Origin of the sequence: Halorubrum trapanicum, assembly GCF_017873555.1 — an archaeon.
GTDB classification, from domain to species: Archaea; Halobacteriota; Halobacteria; order Halobacteriales; family Haloferacaceae; genus Halorubrum; species Halorubrum trapanicum.
In genome coordinates this window covers 1-18,656 of record NZ_JAGGKE010000016.1, presented here as the reverse complement: position 1 = coordinate 18,656, position 18,656 = coordinate 1, and the positions used below count along the sequence as shown (strand labels likewise).

Here is an 18,656-nt window from a genome sequence, read left to right as displayed (position 1 = left end):
GGCCGGACGACACCGCACACCCCACGCGCCACACGGGTGAGTGCCGATGAGCGAGGGGACGCTGTACGACAAGGTGTGGGACCGACACACGGTGACGCGGTTACCCACCGGACAGGACCAGCTGTTCGTCGGGCTCCACCTCGTCCACGAGGTCACCAGCCCGCAGGCGTTCGGCATGCTGAAAGAGCGCGGGCAGGAGGTCGCGTTCCCGGAGCGCACGCACGCGACGGTCGACCACATCGTGCCGACCGGGAACCGCGACCGCCCCTACCGCGACGACGCGGCCGAGAGCATGATGGCGGAGCTGGAGGAGAACGTCCGCGGCTCGGGCATCGACTTCTCCGATCCGGACTCCGGCGATCAGGGGATCGTCCACGTCATCGGGCCGGAGCAGGGGCTCACCCAGCCGGGGATGACGATCGTCTGCGGCGACTCGCACACGTCGACGCACGGCGCGTTCGGCGCGCTGGCGTTCGGCATCGGCACCTCGCAGATCCGCGACGTGCTGGCGACGGGCTGCGTCGCGATGGAGAAACAGAAGGTCCGCAAGATCGAGGTCACGGGCGAGCTCGGCGAGGGCGTCACCGCGAAGGACGTCATCCTCACGATCATCGGGAAGCTCGGGACCGACGGCGGCGTCGGCCACGTGTACGAGTACGCCGGCGAGGCCATCGAGGACCTCGGGATGGAGGGGCGGATGTCCATCTGTAACATGTCGATCGAGGGCGGCGCCCGCGCGGGGTACGTCAACCCCGACGAGACCACCTACGAGTGGCTCAAGGAGACGGACGCCTTCGAGGACGACCCCGAGGAGTTCGAGCGGCTGAAACCCTACTGGGAGTCGATCCGGACCGACGACGACGCCGAGTACGACGACGTGGTCACCATCGACGGCTCGGCGATCGAGCCGACCGTCACGTGGGGGACCACGCCCGGCCAGACGGCCGGGATCACCGAACCGATCCCGGACCCCGACGAGCTGTCCGAGGAGGACCAGGACACGGCACGGCGCGCGCAAAAGCACATGCGCGTCGAGCCGGGCGACACGATGGAGGGGTACGAGATCGACGTGGCGTTCCTCGGCTCGTGTACCAACGCGCGGCTGAAGGACCTCCGCGAGGCCGCGGCGTTCGTCGAGGGCCGCGAGGTCGACGACGACGTGCGCGCGATGGTCGTTCCCGGCAGCCAGCGAGTCCGCGACGCCGCCGAGGCCGAGGGGCTCGACGAGGTGTTCAAAGACGCCGGCTTCGACTGGCGCGAGCCCGGCTGTTCGATGTGTCTCGGGATGAACGACGACCAGCTGGAGGGCGACGAGGCGAGCGCCTCCTCGTCGAACCGGAACTTCGTCGGCCGGCAGGGCTCGAAGGACGGGCGCACCGTGCTGATGAGTCCGATCATGGTCGCGGCCGCGGCGGTGACCGGCGAGGTCACCGACGTCCGCGAGATGGAGGAGGTGGCGACCGTATGAGCTCGCCCGAGTTCAGCGACGGCGAGTCGCCGGCCGAGAAGGTCACCGAGGTCTCCGGCACCGGGATCCCGGTCCGGGGCAACGACATCGACACCGACCAGATCATCCCGGCGCGGTTCATGAAGGTCGTCACCTTCGACGGGCTGGGGCAGTTCGCCTTCTTCGACCAGCGGTTCGACGACGAGGACAACGAGAAGGACCACCCGTTCAACGAGGAGAAGTACAAGGGCGCGAACGTCCTGGTCGTCAACGCCAACTTCGGCTGCGGCTCGTCGCGCGAGCACGCCCCGCAGGCGCTGATGCGCTGGGGGATCGACGCGGTCGTCGGCGAGTCGTTCGCGGAGATCTTCGCGGGCAACTGCCTCGCGCTCGGTATCCCGACGGTCACGGCCGATCAGGAGGAGATCGAGGCGCTGCAGGACTACGTCGAGACCGACCCCGACGCCGAGGTCGACATCGACGTGGCCGCGGAGACGATCGCCTACGGCGACACCGTGATCGACGCGACGGTTTACGACGCCCAGCGGAAGGCGCTCGTCGAGGGTGTCTGGGACACCACGGCGTTGATGGGCGCGAACGAGGGCGCGGTCCGCGAGACTGCCCGGTCGCTGCCGTACGTTCCGGACGAACACGTGTCCGAGACCGCGGCGGGGGACGAGGCGTGAGCCACGAGGTCGTCGTCATCGAGGGCGACGGGATCGGCCGCGAGGTCGTCCCCGCCGCCGTCGAGGTGCTGGAGGCGTTCGACCTCGACTTCGAGTTCGTCGAGGCGGAGGCCGGCGACGCGACGAAGGCGGAGACGGGAGAGGCGCTCCCCGCCGAGACGTACGACGCGGTCGGGGACGCGGACGCGACGCTGTTCGGCGCGGCCGGCGAGACCGCCGCCGACGTCATCCTCCCGCTGCGCGAGGCGGTCGACTCGTTCGTCAACGTCCGACCCGCGGTGGCGTACCCCGGCGTCGACGCGCTCCGGCCGGAGACCGACGTGGTGTTCCTCCGCGAGAACACCGAGGGCGTCTACGCGGGCCACGAGGACCGCCTCTCCGAGGACCTCTCGACGCTGACGCGGGTCGTCACCTCGTCGGCCTCGCGGGAGCTGGCGGAGTACGCCTGCGAGTTCGTCGGGGACGGGCGCGGCCCCGCGGGCGACCCCGACGAGGGGTTCACCGTCGCGCACAAGGCGAACGTGATGCGCGAGACCGACGGGCGCTTCCGCGAGGAGGTGCTCGCGGTCGCCGACGAGCGCGGCGTCGACGCCGACGAGGAGCTGATGGACGCGTTCGCGACGAAGCTCCCGCTCGACCCGACGCAGTACGGCGTGATCGTCTGCCCGAACCTCGCGGGCGACGTGCTCTCCGACCTGGCCGCCGGACTCGTGGGCGGACTGGGGCTGCTCCCCTCCGCGAACGTCGGCCACGACAACGCGCTGTTCGAGCCGGTCCACGGCACCGCGCCCGACATCGCCGGCGAGGGGGTCGCGAACCCGACGGCGGCGATCCTGTCGGCCGCCATGCTGCTGGAGTACCTCGGCCACGTCGAGGAGGGGACGCGCGTGCGCGACGCCGTGGAGGACGTGCTCTCCGACGGCCCGCGAACCGGCGACCTCGGCGGCGCCGCGGCGACCGACGAGGTCACCGCGGCGATCGTCGACCGGCTGTAACGGGCGCTTCACCGCGGGTCGCCCCCGATCGACGGGGCGGCCGCGACCGCGGGCGAACCACAAGACAAGAAACCCTGCGGCCCGTTCGCTCGAATATGAGCAACTACGAAGTCGCGATGGAAGCCGCCTGGTTGGTCCGAGACGTCGAGGAGACCGACGACGCCATCGGCGTCGCGGTCAGCGAAGCCGGGAAGCGACTCAACGAGACGGACAAGCAGTACGTCGAGGTCGAACCCGGCGTCACCGGCTGTCCGGCCTGCGGCGAGCCGTTCGACGCCGCGTTCCTCGCGGCGAACACGGCGCTCGTGGGGCTTCTCTTAGAGATCGACATCTTCAACGCCGACAGCGAGGAGCACGCCGAGCGGATCGCGAAAAGCGAGGTCGGCGGCGCGCTCCGCGACGTCCCCCTCGAAGTCATCGACGTTTTCGAGACCGAGGCGGACGACGAGGACGAAGACGCGGAGCGATAAGGGCGACCGCGGACCGCGCTCGGCCGACATCGGCGGGCCGAGACTCTCCGGCGGCGCGAGTTCGGTCGCTGCCGAAAGCTTTTCTAATAACCTTAAGTAATTAGTCGGCATGGAACTGCCGACGCCACAGGACCTCCGCGAGCGCCGGACCGCGCTCGACCTGACCCAGAGCGAGCTCGCCGACGCCGCGGACGTCTCCCAGCCCCTCATCGCGCGGATCGAGGGCGGCGACGTCGACCCCCGGCTCTCGACGCTCCGCCGTATCGTCAACGCGCTCCAAGAGGCGGAAGGCGAGGTCGTGCGCGCGACCGACCTGATGAACGAGACCGTGATCAGCGTCGCCCCCGACGACGCCGTGAGCGAGGCGGTCGAGCTGATGGAGGCGGAGGCGTACTCGCAGCTCCCCGTCCTCCAGAACGGCGTGCCGGTCGGTTCGATCAGTCAGGGGGACATCGTCCACGCCGGCGAGAACGTCGGCGACCACCCCGTGAGCGAGGTGATGAGCGAGTCGTTCCCGACGGTCGCGCCGTCCGCGACCGTCGACGAGGTCAGAAATCTGCTCGACCACTACAAGGCCGTGATGGTCACCGACGGCGGCGAGACGGTCGGGATCATCACGGAGGCTGACATCGCCGCGCAGCTGTCGTAAGCGACCGCTCCCGACCGATCCCTCTCACTCCTCCCGCCGCTCGGAGAGCCGCTCCCATATCTCCGTACACCCCGCGCCGTCCTCGACATCGTCGAGGTGGTCCGTGCCGTCGTCGGGTTCGGCGTCCCTCTCTCCCTCCGCGTTCGCTTCGTTTCCGACGTCTCTCCGTTCGTCGTCTGTCGCTCGGGAACTTCCTCGCTCGGTCATCGTCGCTCCGAGATATCGCCGAAGAGTTCGGGCGCGACGTCCGCGGACGCGTGCTGTCGGTACTCGTCGCCGGTCGGGTCGACGGGTCGATTGTCGGTGGGGCCGGGAACCGAATCGGTCATTACACCGTCGTAACCGGGCACGAGTCATAAGTGTCGGTACGCGTGTAAATCGAACCACTACTCTCGGATACCGGATTTCATGTCCGGTAATTCGGAGACTAATTTTACAGTGTATGGCGGTGTAGTCTGCCGGTTTTTCGATACTGGACCGTCATCGGTACTGTCGTCGGTTGCGAGCACCGTCACTCATTGGGTCGTCGCGGCCGAACTGCGTGCGTGACCACCCGTTTGCGCGTCCTCGACGACGGAGCGTGGATATCTGTCAACGACAGCCGGGAAGTGCGTGTCAGCGAACTGTGGCGGGTCGACGCGCCGGATCTGTGCGAGTGCGCGCTCGCGGACCTGGTCGTCGAGAACTTCCAGTCGGTCGGCGTCGACGCTTCGACCGTCGAGGCGCGGGTGTACGGCCAGTGTATCGCGTGCGGGGCGACGGGGACCACCGGCTGGATCCCGCTCGGGCGGGTACGCGGTGGCGAGTTCGTCGAATTCGACCGCTCCGCCGTCCGCCGAGTGCGGCGCTGAGGGTAGCGGCAACACGTGCCACGTTGGTGGGGCACCGGGAAAGGTTGACACCACGCCGTCAGCTATGTGGGTGTCGGCTGTAGGCCGGATCGATGCCAACCGACGTCGAGAACTGGAAATCGGAGGTGTACGGCAACGAGGTGCGCGACCGCCTGTTCGAGTTCGCCGAGGCGGGGTTCGACTCGATCCCGGACGACGAGCGGGACGCGTGGTTCGAGCGGTTCAAGTGGTGGGGCCTGTACCACCAGCGGAACGGACAGGAGGGGTACTTCATGCTGCGGATCGGCACCCCGAACGGCGTGCTCGAACCGGGACAGCTCCGCGTCGTCGGAGAGATCGCCGACGAGTACGCCCGCGGTCCCGGGACGAATCCGGTCTTCGGCGACGCGTACGCCGACTTCACCACCCGGCAGTCGATCCAGCTCCACTGGATCGAGCTGCCGGACGTGCCGGCGGTCTTCGAGAAGCTGGAGGAGAACGGACTCTCGACCCAGCAGGCCTGCGGGGACTCGTGGCGGAACATCGTCGGGAATCCGGTCGCGGGCAAGGACGGACAGGAGGTGATCGACGCGTGGCCGGTGATTCGTGACCTCAACGAGCGGTTCAAGGGGAACGACGACCACGCGAACCTCCCGCGGAAGTGGAAGGTGTCCGTGACCGGCTCCGCCGACGGCTCCGGGCAGGGCGACATCAACGACCTCGCGTTCGAGCCGGCGTACAAGGCGATCGGCGGAGACGGCGGCGAAGCCGGGGACGACGAAAGCGAGGGCGACGGCGACGAAAACGGGGACGCGGTCGGTTTCAACGTCCGGGTCGGCGGCGGACTCGCGCGCAACGAGCCGCGGTTCGCCCGCGACATCGACGTCTGGGTGCCGCCGGAGCGGGTCCCCGACGTGGCCGGCGGCCTCTCCGCGCTGTTCCGCGACTACGGCGACCGCGAGGACCGGTACAACGCGCGGGTGAAGTTCCTCGTCGACGAGTGGGGCGCGGCGGAGGTCCGCGAGACGCTCCAGGAGGAGTACGTCGACTTCGAGCTGGAGAGCGCCGGCCGCGACGTTCGCGAGGAGTACACCTACAACGCAGGCGAGGGCGAGCGCAACGACCTGATCGGCGTCCACGACCAGAAAAACGGAGCGAACTTCGTCGGCCTGAACGTGCTCGTCGGGCGGATGGGCGCGGCCGACGTGCTCGAACTGGCCGATCTCGCCGAGGAGTACGGCTCCGGCGAGGTCCGGCTCTCGCAGCGCCAGAACGTCATCGTCACCGACGTGCCGGACGACGCGCTCGACGAGTTCCTCGACGAGCCGCTGCTCGAACACTACTCGCCCGACCCGTCGCCGTTCATGCGCGGCTCGGTCGCGTGTACCGGCACGGAGTTCTGCTCGCTGTCGATCGTCGAGACGAAGAACCGGCAGGTCCGGTTCGCGCGCTGGCTGAAGGCCAACGTCGACCTCCCCGCCGACGTCGACGAGTTCCACGTCCACCTCTCCGGGTGTACGGCCTCGTGCGCGCAGCCGCAGATCGCCGACGTGAGCCTGCGCGGGATGAAGACCCGCAAGGACGGCGACCCGGTCGAGGCGCTCGACGTGGGTCTCGGCGGCGGCCTCGGGGAGGACCCGGGGTTCGCTCGCTGGGTCACCCAGCGCGTGCCCGCCGACGAGGTGCCGGGAGCGATCGCGAACCTGATAGACTCGTTTGCCGCCGAGCGCGACGAGGGCGAGTCGTTCCGGGCGTTCGTCGCTCGCCACGACGAGGACGAACTCGACGCGTTCGTGGAGCCGGAGGAGACCGACTACGAGGACCCGATGCTGCACAACACGAAGCGCACCTGGTACCCGTACGCCGAGAACGACTCGATGGAGGACGCGCCCTCGACCCCGGCGGACGACTGACGATGCCGGACCGCCTCATCCGCGTGAACGCCTACACGACCCTCGAACTCGTCGACGGGCGCGCCCGCGGCCACGAGTTCGAGACCGACGCGCCCGGCGTCGTGAACGTCACCGCGCCGCGGGAGGATCCCGAACAGGTCACGCTGGAAGTCGAACTCGACAACACGGCGGTCGACGACCTCGCCGCCCACGCCGACGAGATCGACCTCTCGCCCGCGCAAGCGAGAACGCTGGCCGAGGCGCTGGAGTCGACGGCGGATCGCGTCGAAGCCGCGAAAAGCGCAGACGACGACTCTTTATAAACGAACTACGCGGTGGCGCGCGCCTCCGAGCGCCCGAAGGGCGCGAGGAGCGCGTGCGAGGGAGTCGCGGGCGCGGGTTAGAGGCCCCCCCCCCGGAGGGGGGGGGGGGGGGGGGGGGGGGTGCCGGGGCGGTTTTAACGGGCCCGCGACGAGGCTGGGGAGGTGTGAGGTGCGGTCGCTGTGCGGTCGGGTGGGACTCAAAGGGGCAGCCGCGAGGCGGTAGTAGGCGACGTAAGCACCGCAGGAACGAGCGAAGCGAGTGACGAGGAGCGCAACGAGCGTACTGCCGCCTCGCGGCTGGGGCTTTGGAGGATTTCACCGTCGATCCATGCTCAGCTATTTATAAACGAGCGGCGGGGGCTTTGGAGGAGTTCACCATCGATCCGACGTTACGGATTTATAAGCGATCAACCGAGAATCGGAAAGGGTCCGCCGCGCGAGTAACGGTTTATCAGCGAGCGCGTCGAACCCCGCGAGAAACGGCCCTCACGCCACCGTTTATTTATAAACGATCAATAACGGTGTCGACAGCAACCACTTATAATTCTAGTCTGCGGATCGCGACGCTTCCCTCGTCGCCCTCGCTTTCCTCCACGTGCCCGATCACACGGCCCCCGGTCTCGTCGGCAAGCGACTCGGCGTCATCCGAGTCAAGCGCCGCGACGAAGCCGGTCCCCATGTTGAACGTCCGGTACATCTCCTCGTCGGGGACGCTCCCCTCAGACTGGACGAACTCGAAGACGGGCTGGGGGTCGAACGCCTCCTCGACGACGTACCGGTTCGCGCCCAGCCGCGTCAGGTTCGTCCAGCCGCCGCCGGTGACGTGGGCCGCGCCGCGCACGCCGCGCTCGCGCATCGGGTCGAGCAGGTCGGTGTATATCGCGGTCGGCTCCAGGAGCGCCTCGCCGACCGTCTCGTAGCCGTCGAACGGACAGGGGTCGGCGTAGGCGTGGTCGCGCGTGACGGCCTCGCGCGCCAGCGTGAGTCCGTTCGAGTGAATCCCCGACGAGCGCCAGCCGACCAAGGCGTCGCCCGGCTTCGCCCGGCCGTCGAACACGCCGTCCTTCGCGGCGAGACCGACGCAGGCCCCCGCCAGGTCGAGGCCGCGGATCACGTCGGGCATCACCGCCGTCTCGCCGCCGACGAGTTCCATGTCGGCCAGCTCCGCGCCGCGAGAGAGTCCCTCGCCGACCTGCTCGGCGAACCGCTCGTCCGGCTCGTCGACCGCGAGGTAGTCGACGAACGCGACCGGGCGGACGCCGGCCGCGACGAGGTCGTTGACGTTCATCGCGATGCAGTCGATCCCGACCGTCGAGTAGTCGCCGAGCGCCTCCGCGACGAGCAGCTTCGTCCCGACGCCGTCGGTCGCGAGCGCGAGGTAGCGGTCGCCGATGTCGAGCAGGCCGGCGTAGTCGCTCCCGGCGTCGTCCGCGTCGGGGTCGGATCCGACCGCGCCGATCAGCGCCGCGGTCGCGGCCTCGCTCGCGTCGATGTCGACGCCCGCGTCAGCGTAGGTGAGTTCGTCGCCGTCGGTCGCCCCGCCCGATCCCTCGTCGTCGCCCCCGTCGCCCTCGGACATGTGTGTGAGAGCACGCCCGCGGAGCAAAAACGCACCGTTCCCTTCGGGTTGGTGAGAGATGGGAAAGGCCGACGCCCTCGCGTCAGAATGGTCCGTTGAAGCCAATCTCCCGGACGAACACGATCCACACCGTGAGCAGCACGGAGACAGCGAAAAAACCGCCCCACACGGGCTTGCTCCAGTTCAGCACCGTCTTCCCGTCGAGGGGACCGTACGGGACGAGGTTGAACGCCGCGAGGAACGCGTTGATCGCGATCCCGCGGGAGCCGAGGATCGTGACTATCTCGCTGCCGACGACCCCGCCCAACGCGTACAGCGGAACGAACGCGACCATCAGCCCGAGGTTCACGACCGGCCCGGCGAGCGCGATGTGGCCGTGCTCGCGCGGCGTCAGTCGCCCGCGGTGGTGGACGGCGCCCGGCGCGGCGAAGATGAACCCCAACAGCGAACTCATCACGGCGAGAAACAGCATGCTGTTGTCCGCGCGGAACTCCGCGACCTGGTCGTAGTGGACCGCGACCACCTTGTGTGCGACCTCGTGGAGGAGGAAGGCGACCCCGGCGGTCGCGAGCGCGACGAACAGCGGCGGGAGCACGCCCGCCGCGAGGATCCGTCCGATCCCGGCCCAGCCGTTGACGAAGAACAGCATGAACGCCACGCCGAGCGCGAGCCACGCCACGAGCAGGTCGCGGAGCTCGGTGCCGCTGAAGTAGAGACCCGCGATCCGCCGCCCGGAGAACGTCCCGGCGTCGCTCATGCGATCCCCCCGAGGGCGCCGCGAACGAGGTCGACGCCGTTGATCGCGCCGTCGACGAGCAGCCGTCCGACGTCCTCGACGCCGCCGACCTCCGCGCCGAACATCGCCGGGATGACGTACGCCGCGAAGAGGAAGCTCGCGACGATGCTCCCGACGTTCGTCATCGCGACGACGACGATGAGCCGGAACAGCGGCACGTCGAGCATGGCGGAGACCAGCTCCGCGGGCGACCGCGTCTCGTCGCCGAGCAGGTCGTTGAGCGCGCCGATGTCGGCGACGTTCACGGTGAGGCTCCGAAGCTCGACGTAGCCGGTGAACCAGCCGGGCGCGAGCAGCGGGTTGATCGAGGTCATCCACGCGACGGCGCCGCCGACGCCGGCCGAGAGCCAGCGCGCGCCGGCGACCTTCGCGAACGCGAACGCGAAGGCGCCGTTGATCAGGAACCACGCCCCGAACAGCCGGATCAGGAACTCGTTTCCGGCGCCGCCGAGCGCCAGCAGGACGAAGAAGCCGACGAAGCCGACCGTGATCGCGTAGCCGATCGCCTTCTTCCACGGCAGCCCTCGGCCGGACTCCTGCCCGACCAGATCTTCCATCGGCGGGAGAGTCGCGGGGTCTGCGAGGTAGCGCTCGATCCCCGCTTGGTGGCCGGCGCCGACGACGGCGACCACGTCGTAGCCGGACTCCCGGAGCGCGACGAGCCGGTGGGCGATGAACGCGTCGCGCTCGTCGATGAGCGCCTCCGCGCCGCCCGGGGAGAACTGCCGGAACTCCTCCATCATCATCGTCACCACGTCCGTGTCGGTAAGGTCGGCGGCGTCCAGCTCCTCGATTCCGCCGGCCTCGGCGTCGACGTCGCCGCCGGCGAACGCGCCAACCGCGAGCGCGAGGAAGCCGCCGACGACCAGCCCGAGTCCGATACCGATCCCGAAGCCGCCGATGGCCGTCACGGCGAAGCCGCCGAGGTACGTCGAAACGAGACCGTCGGCAACGCCCGTGACTCCGGCGGCGGCGCCGAAGGCGAGTCCGGCGCCGACCGCGGCGTAGAGCCGTTGGTCCGGCGAGAGCGCGAGCGTGCCGACCTGGTCGACGACGATGCCGACCGCGAGCGCGACGAGGACGCCCCCGGCGACGCTCGTCAGGACCGCGTTCGTGATCCCGACGGCGCCGCCGAAGAGACCGATCGCCGGCCCGGCGAGGATCCCGACGACCAGGCCGCCGATCACGCCGGCGACGCGCGGGTCGCTGACGCCGAACGCCAGCCCGCCGACGAGCCGGAGCTTCTCCGTGATCGTCATGCGCGCCCAGAAGCGCTGGATCGTGGTCTGGATGTCGCGGTCGACGAGGGCGACGTCGATCCCGAGCGACTCGGCGACGTCGACGGCGGCCTTCATGTCGGCGCCCGGCTCGATGTCGAACCGCTCGCCGAGCTGGGTCTGGACGTACGAGAGCATCCAGTACGCGAGGAACTGGAACACCGTGTTCCCCTTGAGTAAGTCGCCGGCGTCGAGGTCGTCCGGGGTCTCGCCGTTGAGCTGGCGGTAGCGCCCCTCGTCGAGTTCGACGGCGACGACGTCGGGGCGCTCCCGCTCTATCGTCTCCTCGACCTCGTCGACGGAGCGCTCCGACACGTGCGCGGTCCCGACGACCGTGACTGTCCCGTCGTCGCCGGCGGGGTCACGGCGCGGCTCCGCGTCGAGGTCGCCGCCGTCGGTCCGCGGGGACCCGTCGGTCGACGGGGTCGCCTCGTCGCTCCCCCGTGACGTCTCTGTCATCATCCGTCGTACTCGGTCACCGCGTTTAGGGTTTGTGAGTCGGTGTCGGAACTCGACGTTGCCGCCGCCGACGCGCCGCCCCGTCCCCGACGATCCAACAAATTTGTATTCTCACGGGTCTCACTCCTTCGCATGTCCCGGCTGTTGCCCTCCCTGCCGGATACGCCCCCCGAAGAGCGCGAGCCGCGCGTCGTCGGCGTCGACGACGACGAGGCGGACGACCTCATCGCGGCCCTCGGCTCCGAGACCGCCCGGGCGATCCTCTCGACGCTCCACGACCGTCCGGCGACCAAGTCCGAACTCGCCAAAGAGGTCGATACCTCCCTTCAGAACGTCCAGTACCACCTCTCGCGGCTCGACGAGGCCGACCTCGTCGACGTCGTCGACACCGCCTACTCCGAGAAGGGCCGCGAGATGGACGTGTACGCCGCCGCGGACGAACCGCTCGTGCTGTTCGCGGGCGGCTCCGAGGAGTCGACCGGGATCAAGACCGCGCTCATGCGCCTGCTCGGCGGCTACGGGATAATCGGTCTCGCCGCGGTCGCGGCCCAGCGCCTCCTCGCGGTCGGATCGCTCGGCGGTCCCTCGGTCGGCGGCGACGCGGGGACTGCCACAACCGACGCGGCCGACGGCGCCGATGGGGCCGCGGCCGACGGTCCCACCATCGAGAGCGTCCCCGACCAGAACACCGCCGCCGAGAGCGCCGACGGCGCGATCGAACTCGTCGGCGACCCGCTCAGGGAGTACGCCGTCTCGCTCGTCGAGCCGGGGGTCGTCTTCTTCGTCGGCGCCGCGCTCGTGTTCACGCTCGCGTGGGCGTACTGGTATCGGGCGTCGAGCCGGTAGAGCCGCGATCGGGCGTCGAACCGGTAGGCCGCGCCCCGGACCGGGAGGCCGAACTTCGAATCCGGCTCGCGCGTGGGACAGCTATTCAAGCCGCCGCCACCACGTTCGGGTATGGAACACGAAGCCGAGGTCGTCGGGGTCGGGGCGGGGTCGGCGCCGAGCGGCGACGTCCCGGCGGTGATCCTGTCCGCGCGCGGCGAGTACGTCCCGATCTTCGTCAGTGGCGACCAGGCTCAGTCGATCGGGATGGCGCTGGAGGGCGAACCGTTCGACCGACCGCTCACTCACGACCTCCTCGTCGACATCCTCACCGAGTTCGGCGGCGCCATCGACCGCGTCCGCGTCGACGACCTCCACGACGGCACCTTCTACGCGAAGGTCGACGCCGAGCGCTACGACGACGGCGAACCCGAGCGGTTCGTCTTCGACGCACGCCCCTCCGACGCGCTCGCGCTCGCCGTGCGCGTCGACTGTCCGGTCGTCGTGACCGACGAGGTGATAGACGAGGCGGGCCGCCCGCCGGATTCGGTCCAGTTCGGCGGCGACGGCGACCCCTCCGAGGAGCGCTGAATCGCCGCCCGGGCCTGCGTTCCGAAGCCGGTCGTTCAAGTCGCCCGCCCTCCCACGACTGGCATGGACGAGACGGCCACGCTCGCCTCATCGCACACCGAGATGACGGAGATGCTGCTGCCGAACGACACGAACAACCTCGGTCGCGCGCTCGGGGGCGCCGTGTTACACTGGATGGACATCTGCGGGGCCATCGCCGGCATGCGATTCTCGAACCGACAGGTGGTCACCGCCTCGATGGACCACGTCGACTTCATCGCGCCCATCGAGACCGGTGAGGTCGCGATCATCGAGGGGTACGTGTTCAACACCGGCCGGACGAGCGTCGACGTGAAAGTCGACGTGCGCGCCGAGAACCCCCGAACGGACGAGACGCGCCGGACGACTACCTCCTACTTCACCTTCGTCGCGCTCGACGACGCGGGACGCCCGACGCCGGTCCCCGACCTGGAGTGTCCGACCGAGGACGAGGCGGCGCTCCGCGACGACGCCCTGGACGGGCGAGAGGAACAGCTCCGGCAGGTCGTCGAGCGCTACGATCTCTGATCCGACGCGGCCCGGAAGCCTACATCTCGGAGCCCGCGACGACCTCGACGGTCGCGTCCGTGTCGTCGGTCGCCGCGACCGCCGCCTCGTGGGCCGCCAGCGCGCGCCCCGCGAGGGCGTCGAGCGCGTCGTCGTCGCACTCGGCGGTCTCGTACCGGTCCCCGGCGGTCAGGTGACTCGGACAGCCGCAGTCCGACGCACCGAACCCCGCTATCGGCCCGGCCGGCAGCCGCTCGGCGACCGCGCACTCGACGTCGACGCCGACGCTCCGCACGACGCGGTCGACCCGCGCCGCCGGGTGGCCGAGCAGGTAGTCGACGTGCCAGTGGCGGACGTCGTGGTCGCCGCGCGCCGTCCGGCGGTGTCTGTCGACCCGGGAGAAGCCGCCGGCGCCGAGCGCGCTCCCCGTGTAGGCGTACGCGCCGGCCGGGAGGTCACACTCGCCGAGCGCGCCCGCAGACAGCGTCGCGTCCGCTTCGAGGTCGACGACGAGCGTGTAGCTGCCGCCCCCGGCGTCGCTCATCGAGCGATCACCGCCGGAGCGTCGGCCGCCGCGGTGTCGACCACCCGAGCGTCGACCGCCGGAGTCCCCGCCGCGCTCACGACAGCGCGGCCGGCGCCTCGTCGGCGGCCGACCGGAGCGAGGTCACCATCTCGCCCGCCTCGTCGTCGAGCGGGTAAGTGTCGTGGAAGTCCGCCGGGTCGCGGTCGCGCCCCGACAGCGCGCCGACGGCGCCGGCGATGCGGTCGTAGTTGTCGCGGACGAGTCCGCCGACGATCCCGGGCGTCCCGGCGCGCTCGGCCAGCTCCTCGGCGGCCGACCGGCCCGCGTACACCCGGCGCTCGACGGGGTCGACGAACACCATCGCGAACGGGCGCGAGCCGAACTGTGCGTCGAGGAACGGGCCGACCGGGTCGGCCTCCCACGGGACCGCGACGACCCCGTCGAGCCGCCGGAGCGCGACCGCCGCGACCGAGCAGTACGGGCAGTCGCCGTCGAAGATCAACACCGGAGCGTCCGCGCCGTCCGGGTCGGTAGACATGTCGGAGAATAGGGTCTCGACCGGCTTAAGCGGCCGGTCAGCCGAACTGGTTCGGGGTGGCCGCGCGGCGGCACATTCGGGTGCCGCGACGCGTCGAACCCGCTTAATGCGAGTGGCCGAGCGCCTCTTCGAGCGGCTGTCCGAACCGCTCCTCGAACAGCTCCGCGGCCGTCTCGTTCATCTCCGCGATGTCCTCGGGCACGTCGCCCTCGCTGTGGTGGACGATGACGTGCGCCTGCTGGGCCATCGCCTGGACGACCACGTCGGAGACGACCGCCGTCGCCGGCTCGCCCTGCTCGCTGAGGACGTCGACGAGTCCGGCGGGCAGTTCGAACGACTCTTCGTCACCGTCGGGACCGGCGACCGTGTAGGTCTCGGTTTCTCCCATACGCGTGGGTCGCGGTCGCGACATAAGGGTCTGTGGAAACCGGACGGGAGCCGCGCGCGGTCGCCGCTTCCGAGTGTCGCGGGGAGTCGCTCGCCTTCAGCCGTGCGCCGATATCGCCTTCACCGAGAAGCCGGAGCCGACGATGCTCGCGAGGTACACCGCGATGGCCGTGACGACGATCGACCCCCCGGAGGGAAGCCCGAGACCGATCGAGACGGCGAAGCCGCCGAGCACCGACAGCTGGCCGAATATCACCGCGAGGTACATCGTCTCGCGGAAGCTCCGGGCGACTTGCGAGGCGGCCGCGACCGGGACGACGAGCATCGCGGCGACGAGGATGACGCCGAGCACCTGCATCGCGCCGACGACGACGACCGCCGTCAACACCACGAGCAGGGTGTTGTAGCCGGTGACGTTGAGCTGGGCGACCCGCGCGGCCTGCTCGTCGAAGGTGATGAAGAGGAGCTGTTTGTACGTCAGCGCCACGGCCGCGACGACGATAAGGGAGAGCGCGCCCATCAGCCGCGCCCCCTCCGGCGTCACGACCGCGAGGTTCCCGAACAGGTAGCCTTGGATGTTCACCCCGGTCAGGCCGTCGCCGTAACTGATGATCAGCGTCCCGACCGCGAAGCTTCCGCTGAGCATGATCGCGATAGGCACGTCGCCGTAGGCGTCGGTGCGGTCGGTGAGCCACTGGACCACGAGCGCGCCGAGGATCCCGACGACGAGCGCGACGAGCAGCAGCGACCCGTTCCACCCGGTCGAGGAGGTGACGAGGATCCCGATCGCGACGCCGGCGAACGCGGTGTGCGCGAGCGTCTCGCCGATCAGCGCCATCTCGCGGTGGACGAGGAAGGAGCCGACGAGCGGGGCGACGACCCCGACGAGCACGCCGACCGCCATCGACTGCCACATGATCGGGTGTCGGAACACGTTCGTCCCGAACGCGGCGTCCATCCCGCGCCCGAGCGAGCGGAACGCGGCGTACAGCTCGCTCGCGACCGGGAGGTCCTGCGCCCAGTATAGCAGCACGAACCCGAGCATTCCGGCCGCGACGACCGCGGTGAGACCGATTCCGACGAGCTCCGCGGTCCGGCGGAGTCCGCGGTCGCGGCCGGCGCGGTCCGGACGGGAGCGGTCACGGTCGCCGTCGGTCTGCGATTCTCCGCTCATCAGTGGTGGTGGTGGACGACCTGTCCGGTCGTGCCGTACGCCTCCGCGAGGGCGTCGCTCTCGACGAACGACTCGGTGTCCCCGTGGTGATACAGCTCGGTGTTGACGCAGGCGATGCGGTTCGCGCGGTCCGTGACGACGCCGATGTCGTGTTCGATGAGGATGATCGTGATCCCCTCGTCGTTGAGCTCGTCGAGGAGCGCGTAGAAGGCGTCCCGGGACTCCGCGTCGACGCCGACGGTCGGCTCGTCGAGCGCGAGCAGGTCCGCGTCGCTCGCGAGGGCCCGCGCGATGTACGCCCGCTGCTTCTGTCCGCCGGACAGCTCCGAGACGAGGCGGTCGGCGAGGTCGCCGATGCCGACCGTCTCGATGGCGTCCGCGACGGCGGCGCGGTCGGCCGCGGAGAGCCGTCCCCGTCCGGCGTGTGCGAACCGGCCCATCGTGACGCACTCGCGGACGGTGACCGGCATCGCGCCGCCCCGGCTCGTCGCCTTCTGGGAGACGTAGCCGATCCGGCCGCCGTCGTCGAACTCGTCGACGGGGCGGCCGAACAGCTCCACGGCCCCCTCGTCCGGCTCGTGGAGGCCGAGCATGAGGTGGAGCAGCGTGGTCTTCCCGGAGCCGTTCGGCCCGACGAGTCCCAGGAAATCCCCCTCCTCGACCGTCAGGGAGACGTCTCTCACGGCGACGGTGTCGCCGTAGGCGAACGTCACGGCGTCGAGGTCGACGATTGCGCTCACTGCGTGTACCCGACGTGGGTCGGCCGCACGTTTAGCTCTTTTAGTCCGTCATCGCCGCGCGCAGCCAGTTGGGCCGGTGGTTCGCTGGAGGGGCGGCTCACTGCGCGCCGAACGCCCGCTCGAAGGCGGGGACGTTGATCTCGGTCATCTGTTCGAGGTAGCCGTACCCGGCGTCGTTCCACTCGCGGGTCGTCCCCCCGGCGGGCGTGACGGGGACCGCCTCCGTCGCGCCGCTGTTCTCGACGATCGACTCCGCGAGCCGCGGCGACTGGAAGCGGTCGTACAGCACGACCTCGATCCCCTCGCTGTCGACGAGGTCGATGGTGTCGGCGATCGCCGACTGCGTCGGCTCGTTCTGCGGCGAGACGCCGGTCGGCGAGTGGAGCCGGAACCCGTAGCGCGCCTCCAGGTACTGGAAGGAGTTGTGGCCCGCCAGCACGGCCACGTCGCGTGCGGCGCCCTCGGCGATCGACTCGAAGGCGGCGTCGACCGCGTCGAGTTCCCCCGCGTACTCCTCCGCGTTGGCGGCGTAGGCGTCCGCGTTGTCCGGGTCTGCCTCGCCGAATCCGACCGCGATGGTGTCGACCATCTCGGCCGCGAGGACCGGGTCGACCCAGACGTGGGGGTCGTACCGCTGCTCGGTCCCGCTGCCGCCGTCGTCGCCGTCGCCCTCTTCGCCGTGAGCGTGGTCCCAGTCGAGCAGCTCGTCTTCTAACCCGTCGAGCGCGTCGATCACCGCGACCGTGTCGTAGTCCGCCTCCAGCGTTCCGGCGAGGTCCTGCGCCCACGAGAACTCCGGGCTGTCGAGGTAGACGAACGCGTCCGTCGCGGCGACGTCCGCGGCGAGGTTCCCGTCCGGCGTCCAGCCGTGGCCCAGTTGCCCCACGTCGACCGGGTCCTCGAAGCTCGCGCGCTCGCCCGCGATCTCGTTCGCCCAGTCGTTGAGGGTGAAGAAGGCGGCGTAGCCGGAGTCGAACCCTCCGGTACCGCCGTCTGCGGCGCCGGAACACCCCGCCAGCGACGCCGCCGTCCCCGCGGCCGCGACTCCGGCCCCGCGCCGCAGCACCGACCGCCGTGAGTGAGTCATACCGATCTGTAGCGCCGGTTAACAGAAAAAGGTTATTATTTCACAACACTATATTAATAACTCGGCCGACGAGAGCGCCCTTGCTTAACAACTCGGCGTCCGAGACGCGGCGAGAGCCGCCGCGGGTCACTCGGTGAGGTCGACGACCGTCGCGTCCGCGAGTTCGGCGAGCGTCTCCGGCTCGACCGCGAACACCGCGCTCGGCGTCCCCGCCGCCCCGTAGACGGTGTCGTATTCGGCGAGCGTCGGGTCGAAGACGGTCGGGAGCGCGTCATCGTGACAGACCGGCGGGACGCCGCCGATGCTCCAGCCGACGACCTCGCGGATGCGGCTCGGGTCGCCCATCTCGGCGGCGTCGGCGCCGAAGTGGTCGGCGACGGCGTCGAGGGCCAACCGGTTCGTGCCGCTCGTGATCGCCGCGACGAGTGCTCCGTCCCGCTCGCCGCCCGAAAGCGACACGACGATGGTCGACGCGATGGCGCCCGTCTCGCAGCCGACGGCGTCGGCCGCGGCGGCCGCCGTCTCCGTGCCAGCCTCGAACTCCAGCACGTCGAGGTCGACCTCGTACCGTTCTCGCGTCCGTTCCTCGAACTCCGCCGCGCGTGGATGCATGCGATCCGAGCCGCGTCCCGCCGGTATCAAGCTCTCGGAGGCGGTGAAACTGCGCGGACTCTCGGCCGGTGTCGGCGGTAGTCAGAGGTCGTCAGCGGGTCCGAAGCTCGTCTTTGTCCTTGACCACGCGGGCGTCCCCCTCCCCCGACGTGACATCTGTCTTTAGTTAAGCGAGAAACCGCGAGATAGCGGCGGCTTATCGAGGCATCTTTCGGAAGGAATGAGGAAGTCCAGTCTGTGCACGACAA

23 protein-coding genes are annotated in these 18,656 nt (G+C 69.8%); 11 read left to right on the top strand and 12 right to left on the bottom strand.

The features are described from left to right. The first annotated feature begins 46 nt into the window (after positions 1 to 46). From leuC to J2744_RS13980, 5 genes are all read left to right on the top strand, one after another. The gene (leuC, locus tag J2744_RS14000) at positions 47 to 1,468 is read left to right on the top strand and encodes a 3-isopropylmalate dehydratase large subunit (RefSeq protein WP_210113866.1); all 1,422 of its coding nucleotides are present in this window, start codon (positions 47 to 49) and stop codon (positions 1,466 to 1,468) included. Continuing rightward, positions 1,465 to 2,133, top strand: a complete 669-nt coding sequence (gene leuD, locus J2744_RS13995) for a 3-isopropylmalate dehydratase small subunit (RefSeq protein WP_210113865.1) — start codon at positions 1,465 to 1,467, stop codon at positions 2,131 to 2,133. The genes leuC and leuD overlap by 4 nt, the downstream gene beginning before the upstream one ends. Further along, on the top strand, positions 2,130 to 3,128 hold the full coding sequence (locus J2744_RS13990; protein WP_210113864.1) for an isocitrate/isopropylmalate family dehydrogenase: 999 nt from the start codon (positions 2,130 to 2,132) through the stop codon (positions 3,126 to 3,128). Before leuD ends, J2744_RS13990 begins: the two co-directional genes overlap by 4 nt. 95 nt (positions 3,129 to 3,223) lie before the next feature. Further along, positions 3,224 to 3,598, top strand: coding sequence for a DUF555 domain-containing protein (locus J2744_RS13985; protein WP_210113863.1), 375 nt, complete (start codon positions 3,224 to 3,226; stop codon positions 3,596 to 3,598). A gap of 109 nt (positions 3,599 to 3,707) precedes the next feature. After that, positions 3,708 to 4,247 (top strand): CBS domain-containing protein, encoded by a 540-nt coding sequence (locus tag J2744_RS13980; RefSeq protein ID WP_210113862.1) that lies wholly within the window; start codon positions 3,708 to 3,710, stop codon positions 4,245 to 4,247. 24 nt (positions 4,248 to 4,271) lie between these two features. Here the strand turns inward: J2744_RS13980 and J2744_RS13975 are convergent, their stop codons facing one another. Continuing rightward, positions 4,272 to 4,454: a hypothetical protein gene (locus tag J2744_RS13975; protein ID WP_210113861.1), complete on the bottom strand. Its 183-nt coding sequence runs from the start codon at positions 4,452 to 4,454 to the stop codon at positions 4,272 to 4,274. After that, positions 4,451 to 4,576, bottom strand: a complete 126-nt coding sequence (locus J2744_RS15460) for a hypothetical protein (protein WP_280921426.1) — start codon at positions 4,574 to 4,576, stop codon at positions 4,451 to 4,453. The genes J2744_RS13975 and J2744_RS15460 overlap by 4 nt, the downstream gene beginning before the upstream one ends. Before the next feature lie 216 nt (positions 4,577 to 4,792). Here J2744_RS15460 and J2744_RS13970 point away from each other — a divergent pair, with 216 nt between their 5' ends. The 3 genes from J2744_RS13970 (at position 4,793) to J2744_RS13960 (ending at position 7,292) form a co-directional block, all read left to right on the top strand. Next, a complete protein-coding gene (locus J2744_RS13970; RefSeq protein WP_210113860.1) occupies positions 4,793 to 5,098 on the top strand; it encodes a hypothetical protein in 306 nt (101 codons plus the stop codon). A gap of 92 nt (positions 5,099 to 5,190) precedes the next feature. Beyond that, a complete protein-coding gene (locus J2744_RS13965) occupies positions 5,191 to 6,990 on the top strand; it encodes a nitrite/sulfite reductase (protein WP_210113859.1) in 1,800 nt (599 codons plus the stop codon). 2 nt (positions 6,991 to 6,992) lie between these two features. Next, positions 6,993 to 7,292: a DUF6360 family protein gene (locus J2744_RS13960; RefSeq protein ID WP_210113858.1), complete on the top strand. Its 300-nt coding sequence runs from the start codon at positions 6,993 to 6,995 to the stop codon at positions 7,290 to 7,292. A gap of 538 nt (positions 7,293 to 7,830) precedes the next feature. Here J2744_RS13960 and purM read toward each other — a convergent pair. From purM to J2744_RS13945, 3 genes are all read right to left on the bottom strand, one after another. Then, a complete protein-coding gene (purM, locus tag J2744_RS13955; RefSeq protein ID WP_210113857.1) occupies positions 7,831 to 8,871 on the bottom strand; it encodes a phosphoribosylformylglycinamidine cyclo-ligase in 1,041 nt (346 codons plus the stop codon). An 82-nt stretch (positions 8,872 to 8,953) separates the two neighbouring features. After that, positions 8,954 to 9,628, bottom strand: coding sequence for a zinc metalloprotease (locus tag J2744_RS13950; RefSeq protein WP_210113856.1), 675 nt, complete (start codon positions 9,626 to 9,628; stop codon positions 8,954 to 8,956). Beyond that, a complete protein-coding gene (locus J2744_RS13945) occupies positions 9,625 to 11,403 on the bottom strand; it encodes a TraB/GumN family protein (protein WP_210113855.1) in 1,779 nt (592 codons plus the stop codon). The genes J2744_RS13950 and J2744_RS13945 overlap by 4 nt, the downstream gene beginning before the upstream one ends. 132 nt (positions 11,404 to 11,535) lie before the next feature. Here J2744_RS13945 and J2744_RS13940 point away from each other — a divergent pair, with 132 nt between their 5' ends. From J2744_RS13940 to J2744_RS13930, 3 genes are all read left to right on the top strand, one after another. Continuing rightward, positions 11,536 to 12,249, top strand: coding sequence for an ArsR/SmtB family transcription factor (locus J2744_RS13940; protein ID WP_210113854.1), 714 nt, complete (start codon positions 11,536 to 11,538; stop codon positions 12,247 to 12,249). A 111-nt stretch (positions 12,250 to 12,360) separates the two neighbouring features. Then, the gene (locus J2744_RS13935; protein ID WP_210113853.1) at positions 12,361 to 12,819 is read left to right on the top strand and encodes a bifunctional nuclease family protein; all 459 of its coding nucleotides are present in this window, start codon (positions 12,361 to 12,363) and stop codon (positions 12,817 to 12,819) included. Positions 12,820 to 12,882: 63 nt separating this feature from the next. Continuing rightward, complete coding sequence (locus J2744_RS13930; protein WP_210113852.1) at positions 12,883 to 13,365, top strand: acyl-CoA thioesterase; 483 nt, start codon at positions 12,883 to 12,885, stop codon at positions 13,363 to 13,365. Between the two features lie 19 nt (positions 13,366 to 13,384). Here the strand turns inward: J2744_RS13930 and J2744_RS13925 are convergent, their stop codons facing one another. The 7 genes from J2744_RS13925 to J2744_RS13895 form a co-directional block, all read right to left on the bottom strand. Then, positions 13,385 to 13,888, bottom strand: coding sequence for a GIY-YIG nuclease family protein (locus J2744_RS13925; protein ID WP_210113851.1), 504 nt, complete (start codon positions 13,886 to 13,888; stop codon positions 13,385 to 13,387). 76 nt (positions 13,889 to 13,964) lie between these two features. Then, on the bottom strand, positions 13,965 to 14,408 hold the full coding sequence (locus J2744_RS13920) for a thiol-disulfide oxidoreductase DCC family protein (protein WP_210113850.1): 444 nt from the start codon (positions 14,406 to 14,408) through the stop codon (positions 13,965 to 13,967). A 103-nt stretch (positions 14,409 to 14,511) separates the two neighbouring features. After that, on the bottom strand, positions 14,512 to 14,796 hold the full coding sequence (locus J2744_RS13915) for a DUF7545 family protein (protein ID WP_210113849.1): 285 nt from the start codon (positions 14,794 to 14,796) through the stop codon (positions 14,512 to 14,514). Positions 14,797 to 14,892: 96 nt separating this feature from the next. After that, entirely contained in the window at positions 14,893 to 15,969 is a 1,077-nt protein-coding gene (locus J2744_RS13910; RefSeq protein WP_210113848.1) for a metal ABC transporter permease, read from the bottom strand. Continuing rightward, positions 15,969 to 16,709 (bottom strand): metal ABC transporter ATP-binding protein, encoded by a 741-nt coding sequence (locus J2744_RS13905; protein WP_210113847.1) that lies wholly within the window; start codon positions 16,707 to 16,709, stop codon positions 15,969 to 15,971. The genes J2744_RS13910 and J2744_RS13905 overlap by 1 nt, the downstream gene beginning before the upstream one ends. 97 nt (positions 16,710 to 16,806) lie before the next feature. Beyond that, on the bottom strand, positions 16,807 to 17,796 hold the full coding sequence (locus tag J2744_RS13900; protein WP_210113846.1) for a metal ABC transporter substrate-binding protein: 990 nt from the start codon (positions 17,794 to 17,796) through the stop codon (positions 16,807 to 16,809). A gap of 126 nt (positions 17,797 to 17,922) precedes the next feature. Next, positions 17,923 to 18,408 (bottom strand): YbaK/EbsC family protein, encoded by a 486-nt coding sequence (locus tag J2744_RS13895; protein WP_210113845.1) that lies wholly within the window; start codon positions 18,406 to 18,408, stop codon positions 17,923 to 17,925. Positions 18,409 to 18,656: the final 248 nt, after the last annotated feature.

Coding starts and splice junctions, on each gene's coding strand:
- leuC (WP_210113866.1), top strand. CDS start 47: ATGAGCGAGGGGACGCTGTACGACAAGGTGTGGGACCGACACACGGTG.
- leuD (WP_210113865.1), top strand. CDS start 1,465: ATGAGCTCGCCCGAGTTCAGCGACGGCGAGTCGCCGGCCGAGAAGGTC.
- J2744_RS13985 (WP_210113863.1), top strand. CDS start 3,224: ATGAGCAACTACGAAGTCGCGATGGAAGCCGCCTGGTTGGTCCGAGAC.
- J2744_RS13980 (WP_210113862.1), top strand. CDS start 3,708: ATGGAACTGCCGACGCCACAGGACCTCCGCGAGCGCCGGACCGCGCTC.
- J2744_RS13975 (WP_210113861.1), bottom strand. CDS start 4,454: ATGACCGAGCGAGGAAGTTCCCGAGCGACAGACGACGAACGGAGAGAC.
- J2744_RS15460 (WP_280921426.1), bottom strand. CDS start 4,576: ATGACCGATTCGGTTCCCGGCCCCACCGACAATCGACCCGTCGACCCG.
- J2744_RS13965 (WP_210113859.1), top strand. CDS start 5,191: ATGCCAACCGACGTCGAGAACTGGAAATCGGAGGTGTACGGCAACGAG.
- J2744_RS13960 (WP_210113858.1), top strand. CDS start 6,993: ATGCCGGACCGCCTCATCCGCGTGAACGCCTACACGACCCTCGAACTC.
- purM (WP_210113857.1), bottom strand. CDS start 8,871: ATGTCCGAGGGCGACGGGGGCGACGACGAGGGATCGGGCGGGGCGACC.
- J2744_RS13950 (WP_210113856.1), bottom strand. CDS start 9,628: ATGAGCGACGCCGGGACGTTCTCCGGGCGGCGGATCGCGGGTCTCTAC.
- J2744_RS13945 (WP_210113855.1), bottom strand. CDS start 11,403: ATGACAGAGACGTCACGGGGGAGCGACGAGGCGACCCCGTCGACCGAC.
- J2744_RS13940 (WP_210113854.1), top strand. CDS start 11,536: ATGTCCCGGCTGTTGCCCTCCCTGCCGGATACGCCCCCCGAAGAGCGC.
- J2744_RS13935 (WP_210113853.1), top strand. CDS start 12,361: ATGGAACACGAAGCCGAGGTCGTCGGGGTCGGGGCGGGGTCGGCGCCG.
- J2744_RS13930 (WP_210113852.1), top strand. CDS start 12,883: ATGGACGAGACGGCCACGCTCGCCTCATCGCACACCGAGATGACGGAG.
- J2744_RS13925 (WP_210113851.1), bottom strand. CDS start 13,888: ATGAGCGACGCCGGGGGCGGCAGCTACACGCTCGTCGTCGACCTCGAA.
- J2744_RS13920 (WP_210113850.1), bottom strand. CDS start 14,408: ATGTCTACCGACCCGGACGGCGCGGACGCTCCGGTGTTGATCTTCGAC.
- J2744_RS13915 (WP_210113849.1), bottom strand. CDS start 14,796: ATGGGAGAAACCGAGACCTACACGGTCGCCGGTCCCGACGGTGACGAA.
- J2744_RS13910 (WP_210113848.1), bottom strand. CDS start 15,969: ATGAGCGGAGAATCGCAGACCGACGGCGACCGTGACCGCTCCCGTCCG.
- J2744_RS13900 (WP_210113846.1), bottom strand. CDS start 17,796: ATGACTCACTCACGGCGGTCGGTGCTGCGGCGCGGGGCCGGAGTCGCG.
- J2744_RS13895 (WP_210113845.1), bottom strand. CDS start 18,408: ATGCATCCACGCGCGGCGGAGTTCGAGGAACGGACGCGAGAACGGTAC.